The sequence below is a fragment of the Corynebacterium nasicanis genome, assembly GCF_042658165.1.
GTDB lineage: Bacteria > Actinomycetota > Actinomycetes > Mycobacteriales > Mycobacteriaceae > Corynebacterium > Corynebacterium nasicanis.
This window is the reverse complement of sequence record NZ_JBHSQE010000002.1, coordinates 186,579-193,441: the sequence shown is the minus strand read 5'-3', so window position 1 is coordinate 193,441 and position 6,863 is coordinate 186,579. Positions and strand designations below refer to the sequence as shown.

5 protein-coding genes and 2 pseudogenes are annotated in these 6,863 nt (G+C 67.0%); 4 read left to right on the top strand and 3 right to left on the bottom strand.

Going from position 1 to position 6,863, the window contains the following annotated elements; translation table 11 throughout:
* A partial coding sequence (locus ACFPUZ_RS04535; RefSeq protein WP_377000298.1) for a transposase occupies positions 1-457 on the top strand: 457 nt, incomplete at its 5' end.
* Between the two features lie 103 nt (positions 458-560).
* Here the strand turns inward: ACFPUZ_RS04535 and ACFPUZ_RS04530 are convergent.
* The 3 genes and pseudogenes from ACFPUZ_RS04530 to ACFPUZ_RS04520 all read right to left on the bottom strand — a co-directional run bounded on the left by ACFPUZ_RS04530 (position 561) and on the right by ACFPUZ_RS04520 (position 3,987).
* Positions 561-1,870, bottom strand: a pseudogene (locus ACFPUZ_RS04530) (ISL3 family transposase).
* Between the two features lie 164 nt (positions 1,871-2,034).
* Positions 2,035-2,683 (bottom strand): annotated as a pseudogene (locus ACFPUZ_RS04525) (transposase family protein); the annotation flags it as partial.
* Positions 2,684-2,949: 266 nt separating this feature from the next.
* The gene (locus tag ACFPUZ_RS04520) at positions 2,950-3,987 is read right to left on the bottom strand and encodes an ABC transporter substrate-binding protein (protein WP_377000296.1); all 1,038 of its coding nucleotides are present in this window, start codon (positions 3,985-3,987) and stop codon (positions 2,950-2,952) included.
* A 46-nt stretch (positions 3,988-4,033) separates the two neighbouring features.
* Here ACFPUZ_RS04520 and ACFPUZ_RS04515 point away from each other — a divergent pair, with 46 nt between their 5' ends.
* The 3 genes from ACFPUZ_RS04515 to ACFPUZ_RS04505 are packed head-to-tail and all read left to right on the top strand — an operon-like array spanning position 4,034 to position 6,863.
* Entirely contained in the window at positions 4,034-5,047 is a 1,014-nt protein-coding gene (locus ACFPUZ_RS04515; RefSeq protein WP_377000294.1) for a FecCD family ABC transporter permease, read from the top strand.
* The gene (locus tag ACFPUZ_RS04510) at positions 5,044-6,087 is read left to right on the top strand and encodes a FecCD family ABC transporter permease (protein ID WP_377000292.1); all 1,044 of its coding nucleotides are present in this window, start codon (positions 5,044-5,046) and stop codon (positions 6,085-6,087) included. The genes ACFPUZ_RS04515 and ACFPUZ_RS04510 overlap by 4 nt, the downstream gene beginning before the upstream one ends.
* Positions 6,084-6,863, top strand: a complete 780-nt coding sequence (locus ACFPUZ_RS04505; protein WP_377000290.1) for an ABC transporter ATP-binding protein — start codon at positions 6,084-6,086, stop codon at positions 6,861-6,863. The genes ACFPUZ_RS04510 and ACFPUZ_RS04505 overlap by 4 nt, the downstream gene beginning before the upstream one ends.

Here is a 6,863-nt window from a genome sequence, read left to right as displayed (position 1 = left end):
GGACGATCCGCTGTATAAGCACCGTCGCACACTATTGACCAGGACGAACTACCTCACGCAGCGGCAGAAACAGCGTTTGGAGATGCTGTGGGCCACCGATGACGACTACGTGGCACTGGAAGTGACGTGGATGTTCTACCAGGACATGATCCAGGCGTACGGGCATCCGAAGAAGTCGGAGGGCAAAAAGCTCATGGAAAAGATCATCAACACCCTGCGTAAGGGCCTACCCGCAGGGCTGGGGGAACTCGCCCAACTCGGGCGTACCTTGTGGCGTCGCCGCGACGACATCCTGGCGTACTTCGATATCGGGGCGTCCAACGCACCGGTTGAAGCGATCAACGGCAGGCTCGAGCATCTGCGCGGCATCGCCCTGGGGTTCCGCAACCTCGACCACTACATCTTGCGGTCCCTGATCCACTCCGGACAGCTGCACAACCGGATCAACGCACTCTAAATCGTGAAGAGCCCATTTACTTGTTGATAAGGCTGCGTGAGCCTGAAGAGTGTTCCATTCCTGATGGGCCTCCCTCGGCGGGCGATAGCCGGCCCTTCCGGAATTAGAGTGCGTTGATCCGATCTTGAATCTGGCCGGAGTGGATCAGGGACCGCAAGATGTAGTGCTTGAGATTTCGGAAGCCCAGAGCGATTCAGCGGAGGAGTTCGAGGCGACCGTTGATGGCCTCGACGGGCCCGTTGGAGGCACCGGTGTCGAAGTAGGCGAGGATCTCGCGGTGCCGCTCCACAATGACCGGCCGAGTTGCGCGAGCTCGGGTAGTTCCTTCGGAACGCCGGCCCGGATCGAGCGCAGGAGCTTGTACATCGCGATCTTGCCCTCCCTCTTGCCCGAGGCCTCGTAAGCAGCGATGAGTCGCTGGTAGGCACTGTAGGTGACCTCCACCGCCACGTGCGCATCGCCGGCAGTGAACGCTTTGAACAGGCGGACCTTCTGCTTGTCGGTCAACAACTCAGCGCAAGTTCGCAGGGTGCGGCGGATGCCGTACAGCGGACCGCCGGTGCGGCCCCGGTGCCCGGTGGTGGCCTGCTGGATTCGCTGGCGACACACGGTGAGCTTGTCGGCGGCCAGGTGCACGACGTGGAACGGGTCCATCACGGTGCGTGCTTCGGGAACGGCGTTGGCGGCGGCGGTGTGGTAGCCGGCGAGCCCGTCCATGGTCACCACCTTGACTCGGTCTTGAAAAGCCAGGTCACGGGCGTCGAGCCACTCGGTGAGCACCTTCGCCGAGCGGCCCGGGACCATGTCCAGCAGTCGAGATGGACCGGTGCCGTCCACGACCGGGGTCATATCGATCAGCCCGGTGACGAACGAAGAGGAACCGTCGCCGCGGATGTGCTTCCCTTGGTGCTCATCGACCCCGAGAATGCGTACGCCGTCGAAGTGTCCGGGCTGGTCGTAGACCATGGTGCGGGTCTCGGAGACTGCCAGGTCGTTGACGAGCCCCCCCAGCCCGAGGGCCTTGGCCACGGTGGTCACGCTGGTGCGATCGATTGCCAAGGGTTGCAGAATCCAGCGGGTGCACCGGCGGGTGGTATTGGTCCGCGGCTCGGCCAACGCCGAGATCCGCTGCTGGAAGATCCGCGTCCCGTACTCGGTGTTGTCGCAGGTGAATCGGGGTACCCGCACGTGCAGTCTGGTGCGATAGCCGACGGTCGGTAGATCCGTGACCTTCCGCTCGACAAGGTCCCGCATCCGGCCCGCTGTCCCGCGCTCGGCGCAGATCGGGTCCAGTGTGACCGGGGCGCAGAACAGGAGCGTGAGCTCGTCGGCCACGGCGGCGTCGGTGATCGTCACCCCGAGTTCGACGGTGCGGCAGATGGTGTCAGCAAGCAGACTGGCGGTAGCGTTCAAAGCGGATCCTGGGGTGTTCGATGAGTGGTGTGAGAACCTGCATCTTCACACGCCCCACGACCCCCACATCTAGTGCCTCACTGCATCACCAGCGAACCCCAGCTACGCACTCCGGATCCGGAAGGGCCAGTAAATGACCCTCTACAAAACTCGGGGCTTGACAAGGTGCGCAGCACGTCTGCGGACCGTCCCGGACGCATGTCCAGCAGCCGGGCAGGACCACGACCGTCGACCAGCGGGGTGAGGTCGACGAGGACAGTGACAAACGAGGACGGCTGCCCGGGGCGGCGAGTGTGTTTCCACACGTGTTCATCCACCCCGAGGATGCGGACTCCGTGCAGGTGGGAGGGGTTGTCATAGACAAGCTGGCGGCAGGCATCCAGGGCCAGCTTGTTGACCAGGTCCCATCCCACCCCCAGGGCCTTCGCGGTAGCTGACACGCTCATCCGGTCGATGGCCAGGCGCTGGAGGATCCAGCGGGTGGTGCGCTTGGTGGGTTTCTGGCCGTGATCGGCACAGCTGAGGCGGGCTTGGAAGATCCGGCGGGCACAGGTGTCGTTGCGACATTCGAAGCGAGGTACGCACACTGCAGGCGGGTGGGGTGCCCGACGACAGGTAGGTCAACCAGGTCTCGGGTGATGTGATCACGCAGACGTCCCGACGTTGCGCAGTCCGGGCAGGAGTCGTTGACGGTCACCGGTGCGGCATCGATGTGGGTCAGGTGGTCCTCGGCGGCAGCCCCGGTGATGGTCAGTCCAAGTTCAGTGGTGCGGCGTGAAAAGTGTCTGCGGTGAGGTTGCCAGTAGTGTGCACGGTAGGGTCCTGGATCGGTCAGATTGAAAGCGTGGTAACTCTCATCTTGCACCGGCCAGGGCCCCTACATGTTGTGTCACCCTGCACCCCGCCCCGTGAACGTTCACACCTTGCTACGCACCCTCGATCCGGAAGAGCCCGATTAGGCTGCACCGGGGCACGAAAACGTCCAGTTGGGAGCGGGGCTGGAGGCATTCCACATTCGGTTCGGACATTGTCGTAAATTCAACCAGGCTCACCGCTCCGGAGATCTGGGCCGGATACTCCTAGCGATTCGTCTCCTCCAGGTGGGCGGCGAGTTCCTCGGCGATCTGCAGGGCTCCGATGGGGCCGAGGCCGAGGAACCAGACGTCGTCGTCGACGCGAATCGCGAGCCCGGCGGCGGCCGCCGACATTTCCTGCCAGGAGCGGGAGGCGATGATCTCGGATTCCCCGGTGGCGTCGGGGGCGCCGTAGCTGGAGTAGAAGACGATGTCTGCGTCGGCTTCGGAGATCTCCTCCGGGGAGATTTCGACGGAGAGTTCATCGACCTGCTGGTTGGTGGGGCGGGCGAGGCCGGCGTCGGCAAGCACGACGCCAGTCAGGGACGCCCGGCCGTAGAGGCGGATCTTGCCGGGCATGAACCGGACGATGGACACGGTGGTCTCCGGCGCGACGGAGCCCTTGATGGCGGCCAGCTCGGCGGCGTAACCGTTGAGAATCGCGGTGGCCTTCTCTTCTTCGCCGAGTGCGTCCGCGGCGAGGAGGAAGTTCTCCTTCCACGGGTAGCCGGGGCGGATGCTGAACACGGTCGGGGCGATGGCGGACAGTTGGGGGTAGAGCTTCTCGACGCGCAGCGTGGACCCGAGGATGAGATCAGGCTGCAGTGCGGCGATGGCCTCGACGTTGATCTCCTGGATGGTGCCCACAGTTGCGACATCTTTGACCCGGTCGACGAGGTAGCTCGGGACGGGGGTGGCGCCCTGGGTGGTCACCATGCCCACGGGGGTGATGCCGAGGGCGAGGACCGCATCCAGCTCGCCGGTGTCGAGGACGACCACACGCTGCGGCTTGGCCGTGATCTCCGTGGTGCCGGCATCGTGGGTGACGGTGCGGGGGAACACCCCGGGGGCGGCGTCGGACCCCAGTCGGGCAGTTTCCTCGTCGGCGGTGTGGAAACGCGCGCCACCTGCGGCCACCTCGGTGCTGCCAGCTCCGGAGGTGTCAACGGCGGGTGTGCAGGCGCTCAGGACGAGGGCGAGCAGCAGGAATAGGGGCAGGATGAGAAGAAGCGCCTGGCGGGGCGCTCTGAAAACAGTTGTCATGAGGGCATGTTAGCTTAGCCTTGCCTTAGTGGTACAGTTCTCGCCCATGACCCCCTCCACTGGTCGCCCCCACCGGGCGGTCCCCGCCGCCATTGCCCTGGCGGCGCTCCTGCTCGTACTGGTCGTGCTCAGTCTCACGGTGGGCGCGCGGCCCATCGCCGTGCCCGATGTGGCCCAGGCACTGCTCGCCCGGGACCCTGCCAACTCGGCGCACGCCATCATCTGGGACCGCCGCCTGCCCCGCACACTGGCCGCGATCCTGGCGGGTATCGCCATGGCGCTCGCCGGAACGCTCCTGCAGACGCTTACCCGCAATCCGCTGGCCGACACCGGCGTGCTGGGCATCAACGCGGGTGCCGGATTCGCTCTCGCCCTCACCCTCAGCCTGGCGGGATGGTCCTCGCCCGGGGCCTTTCTCGGTGCCGCGCTCGGCGGGGCGGCCCTGGCCACCGTGCTGGTCACCCGACTGGGACGCGCCGCCGGCGGGGGGATCGACCCACTGCAGCTGGTGCTGGCTGGCGTGGCCCTCAGCGCGATCCTCGAGGGGATCGGGGACGGGCTGTCCATGGTGGATCCCCAGACCTTCGGCCGGGTGCGCGCGTGGATGACAGGTAACGTGGACGTCGCCTCCTTCACCCCGCTCATCCTGCTGGGGGTGGGGCTGGCCGTCGCGGGCGTAGGGCTGCTGTTCACCCACGGCACGCTCAATCTGCTGCTGCTCGGTGACGACACCGCCCAGGCGCTCGGGGTCAACCTCCGGAGGACCCGGATCATCGTCCTTGGCACCGTGGCGGTGCTGGCCGCCTGCGCCACCGCCGTCGTCGGGGTGATCACCTTCCTCGGTCTCATGGTGCCGCACCTCCTGCGCCAGGTGGGCCTCCACGGGCATGTGGCCCTGCTCAGTCTCGGGGCGCTGCTCGGGCCCGTCCTGTTGCTCGGTGCCGACATTCTCGGTCGCGTCCTCCTGCCGGGAGAGCTACCGGCCGGGGTCGTCGTGGCCTTCCTCGGGGCACCTTTCCTCATCGCTGTCGCCCAGCGTCGAACGGTGGTGTCCGCATGACGCCGCAGCTGACCTGGCGGTGGGGGCCGCTGTCCCTGCGCCTGCACGGGAGGACCCTGCTTATCGGCGTGATCCTCACGGGCCTCACCCTCGGGGTGCTGGCCGCCACTCTGCTCACCCCGGGGGCCGGCATTACCGCCCGACAGGCGGGGGAGACGTTACTCGGGGCAGGGGAGGGCATCGCCCGCACGGTGGTGCTCGACTGGCGCCTGCCGCGCGCCCTGGCAGCCCTCGTGGTGGGCGCGGCACTGGCGTTGTCCGGCGCGCTCTTCCAGGCGGTGACCCGCAACCCCTTGGGCTCGCCCGACATCATCGGTTTCAACACCGGTGCCTACACCGGGGTGATCCTCGTCGTCACTTCCGGATACGTCGGCTTCTTCGAGGTGTCTCTCGGGGCCTTCCTCGGTGGTCTCCTCACCGCCGCCCTCGTGCTGGCCTTCACCGCGCGTCACCACATCAGCGGTCTGCGTCTCATCCTGGTCGGCATCGGTGTCGCGTACCTGCTCTCCTCGCTGAACCGCTGGCTCATCCTCCGAGGCGACATGGAGCAGGCGTTGTCCGCCGCCACGTGGGGTGCGGGCACGCTCAACGGCGTGCAGTGGATCCAGATTCTGCCCGCGGGAGCGGTCCTGCTTCTGCTCAGCGCTGTGGCGGTGAGCATGCGACGCCACGTCGACCTTCTCCGGCTCGGGGACGACACCGCCGGTGGGCTCGGCCTCACCCCGCAGAGGGCGAAAGCCGGGCTGGTCCTCCTGGGGGCGGTGCTCACCGCGGTCTCCACAGCGCTGGCCGGTCCGGTCTCCTTCGTCGCTCTGGCAGCCCCGCACATCGCCGCCCGCCTCTCCCACTCTCCGCGGTGCCCCCTGCTGCTCACGGCCGTCACCGGCGCTCTCCTCCTGCTCTTCTCCGATCTCCTCGCGCAGCGGCTGTTCGCCCCGGTGCAACTCCCCGTCGGCCTCGTCACCGTGGTCGTGGGCGGGATCTATCTCCTGTGGCTCATCAGCCGCCCGACTCTTCTGAGACAAGGACCGACGACATGACCCCCACCTTTCGTATCAGCAGTGCACGCGTCAGCCTCGGCGGCCGGAGCATTCTGCGCGACGTCTCGCTCGAGATCCCCGCCGGGCAGATCACCGCCATCATCGGCCCTAACGGATGCGGCAAATCAACGCTGCTCCGCAGCATGGCCCGCGTCCTCCCCCTGGAGGAGGGAAGCATCATTTTCGACGGGGCGGACATCGCTGACCTGGGACGACGCGAGCTGTCGCGCCGCGTTGCACTGATGGCGCAGCGACCCCTCATTCCGGAGGGCATCACCGTGGCGGAGCTCGTTTCGCGCGGCCGCTACCCGCACCAGGGGCTGTGGAGCCAGTGGAGCGCCGCGGATGAGGCCGCGGTCGCGCGGGCGCTGGCGGTCACCGGGCTGGAGAGCGTCGCGGAGCGGAGGCTCACCGAACTGTCGGGAGGGCAGCAGCAGCGCGTGTGGCTGGGCCTCGTGCTTGCCCAGGAGACCAAGGTTGTGCTTCTCGACGAACCAACTACGTTCCTCGACATCGGCCACCAGTATGACCTCCTGGGGCTCGTCGAAAAGCTGCGTGACGACGACGGCCGGACCGTCGTCGTCGTGCTGCATGACCTGCAGCAGGCCCTGCGCTTCGCGGATCACCTGGTGGTGATGAACGACGGTGAGGTGGTGTCGACGGGCCGTCCGGCGGAGACCCTGGACAGCCGTGCCGTGGCCCGGCTCTTCGGCCTCGATGCCGACATCGTGCGGGCGGGGACGCGGCAGGACCTGGTGATCGTGCCGCGGGCCTGA